The 426-nt window shown below is 74.6% G+C and carries 1 protein-coding gene; it reads left to right on the forward strand.

Going from position 1 to position 426, the window contains the following annotated elements; translation table 11 throughout:
* Positions 1 to 426, forward strand: a 426-nt coding sequence (locus AC5WRT_RS39095) for a SpnB-like Rossmann fold domain-containing protein (protein ID WP_496098968.1), incomplete at both ends; no start/stop codon positions are given.

Here is a 426-nt window from a genome sequence, read left to right on the forward strand (position 1 = left end):
TGGCTGGCGGAGGAGCGGTTCGAGGGTGCTCGGCTGGTGGTTGTGACCGAGGGGGCCGTCGCGGTCGGCGAGGAGGATCCTGATCCGGCTCAGGCGGCCGTATGGGGGCTGGTGCGTGCGGCGCGCGCCGAAGCTCCGGAGCGGTTCGGTCTGCTGGACGTGGACGGTGCGGAGGAGTCGTGGGCGGTCGTCGCGGGGGCGTCGGCTTCGGGCGAGCCGGAGTTGGCGGTGCGCGGCGGGACCGTGTACGTGCCCCGGCTGGCGCGCGCGTCGGCAGGGGTTCTCACGGCTCCGGTGGGGGAGCCGGCCTGGCGGCTGGACATCGTCGAGCAGGGCACCCTGGAGGGGCTCGCCCTGACGCCCGTCTCCGAGCCGGAGTTGGCGGATAACCAGGTCCGGATCGCCGTACGCGCGGCGGGCCTCAAC

The sequence above is a fragment of the Streptomyces sp. NTD91 genome (genome assembly GCF_059510455.1).